Below are 2,402 nucleotides of genomic sequence, written 5' to 3' on the forward strand. Positions count from 1 at the left end.
GTCGAGTCCCGTCCATTGCGACACGCGCAGCATGCTGCTACGCCAGCCGGCAATCACCGGCGAGTCGAGCATCACCACCCCGCGCACCCACTGCGGCTTTTTCAACGCTGCCATCAACGAAAGATAACCGCCGAGGGAATGGCCGACCAGCCAGACCGGCTGCTCGTAGGAACGGCTGATGTCATCGAGCAGTTGCTCGACCAGATGCGGCCAGTCTTGCGTGACCGGAAAGCGCACGTCGTGGCCGATGCGTTCGATGAAGCGCACATCGTAATCGTCTGCCAGCTCGGCGAAGATCGTCCGGTAAGTGGACGCGGGAAAGCCGTTCGCGTGCGAGAAGTGAATGATGTTTTTCAAGTGCGGCTGTCTCCGTTCCTGATTCTATTGTCCGAGACGCACGGTTGGCTGCGAGCCGTGTCGCCTTCATCGATCCATCCAGTACCGGTGATGCGCTGTGCGATACCGTTCGAGTGTCAGCGTCGCGCGAAGTGAGTCGGCGGGTTGTGGCTGGGTGGCCTGCGCCACGATGCCCTGCGCCACGATTTGCACCGCGCCGTCCTCGTCGCTGCGGGTGAGTTCGATATGACGCGCCAGATACCGTTCGAAGACTCCCGGGTTCGGATGGTGAAAACGGTTGCGATAGCCTACCTGAAATACCGCGATGAGCGGCTCGATAGTGTCGAGGAACGGCTCAGTCGATGAGGTCTTGCTGCCATGATGCGGCACGACCAATATCTGGGCGCGCAAGGCCTCGCGGTCGCGGGCGAGCAAGATGCGCTCGACCGGCGCCTCGATGTCGGCGGCGAGCAGAGCCGTAAGACGCGGGGCGGCGAGGACCGCCTTACCCGGGGCAGGCCCCTGACCCGCGCTGCTGACCCGCAACACACAGCAATGCTCATTGGGCTTGCCCTGGAGCGGGCCGGCATCAGGCCAAAGTATGGCGAAGTCCACGCCGTCCCATTGCCAATGCTGTCCCGCGGCGCAAGGCACCGTGTCCGCCCCCGTTGAGCGCGCCTTGTTCCACAGTTCGTTGGACGGCGCGAGCGCCGCCAGCAGTTGCCTCACCCGCACGCCTTCCAGCACTGCTGGCGCGCCGCCCGAATGGTCGGAATCGGCATGGCTGATTACCATCGTATCCAGCGTGTAGACCCCGCTCGCCTGCAGATACGGCACGACGATCCGCTCCCCGGCATGCGTCGATTCAGGTCCGGGCCCTGCGTCGAACAACAATGCGTGATGCGTCGTTTCGACGAGAATCGATGAACCCTGACCGATGTCAAGCGCCGTTAGCCTGAAGCCGCCAGGCTCAGGGCCGGACGGTGGCGGCAACAGCAGCGGCAGCCAGGTCAGGGGAGCCGCCCACCGCAACGGCCAGCCCCGCGGCGCAAGACACCAGGCTACCCCAGCCGCCGATGCGGCCAGCGCCCACGCGTTCGGCTGGGGCAGGCGCCAGAGCGTCCATGCCGGACCCGACACCATCTGCAAGCCCGCTAACAGCCATCCGAGCAAAGTATGGGCGGCGCGAAACGCATACGCGTCGAAAGGCGTCGGCAGTGCGACTCCAGCCAGCACCGCCGGCGTGACCAATACACTCACCCAAGGGATCGCGAACGCGTTAGCCAATGGCCCGATCAGCGGAATCTGCGCGAACCAGAAGACACTCAAAGGCGCGAGTGCAATCGTGATGGCGAACTGCACGTGGATCGCGCTACGCATACGTTCAATGAAGGCTCGCCAATGACCGATTAAGGCTGCCTGAAGTCGTTGGCCGATTGCCCTGCGCGCAAGGGGCGGCGTCGACTCGACTGCTTGCGGCATCTCGGGGACCGCCGGCGGCAACGTCAAGCTCGCCTCTTGCGCGTCCTGCTTCTCATCGCGTCCCTCATCGTCGCGTATGCGCGGTCGGCCCGACATCGCATAGAGGATCGCCGCCACCGCGCAGAACGACAGCCAGAAACCCGCCGACACCACAGCCCACGGGTCAAGCAAGAGCACAAGACCCAGCGCCCACGCCAGCACGACCGAAGGCGCCACGCTGCGTCCACTGACGAACGCCAATGCCACCACGCCCGCCATCCATAGCGCTCGCTGCGCAGGAACGTTGAATCCGGCGAGCGCGGCATGCATCGTGGCAAACAGCACCCCAACCGACACCGCGACCATTTGCGCTGGAATCCATAACGGCCAGTTGCGCCCGACGAAACCAGAGCGCCGCCACAGCGCGCCCGCGAGCCACCCAGCCAGTCCCGCCACGAAGCCGATATGCAAACCCGAAATTGCGACCAGGTGACTCGTGCCCGTGCTACGCATCAAGGCCCGGTCGGCGGCGCTCACCTCATCCTGCGCACCTACCGCGAGCGCCACCACAATCCCGCGATGCGGCGCGTCGGCCAGCACCGTGT

The 2,402-nt window shown here is 64.9% G+C and carries 2 protein-coding genes; both read right to left on the bottom strand.

Features of this window, described 5'->3' with window-relative positions; genetic code table 11:
- On the bottom strand, positions 1-357 hold a 357-nt coding region (locus tag WCA85_RS08785; RefSeq protein ID WP_424062937.1), incomplete at its 3' end, for an alpha/beta fold hydrolase.
- 66 nt (positions 358-423) lie between these two features.
- Positions 424-2,402 (bottom strand): ComEC/Rec2 family competence protein (locus WCA85_RS08790; RefSeq protein WP_424062939.1); only part of this gene is annotated, 1,979 nt, incomplete at its 5' end.

Source organism: Paraburkholderia sp. (assembly GCF_049581445.1).
In the GTDB taxonomy this organism is placed as follows: Bacteria; Pseudomonadota; Gammaproteobacteria; order Burkholderiales; family Burkholderiaceae; genus Paraburkholderia.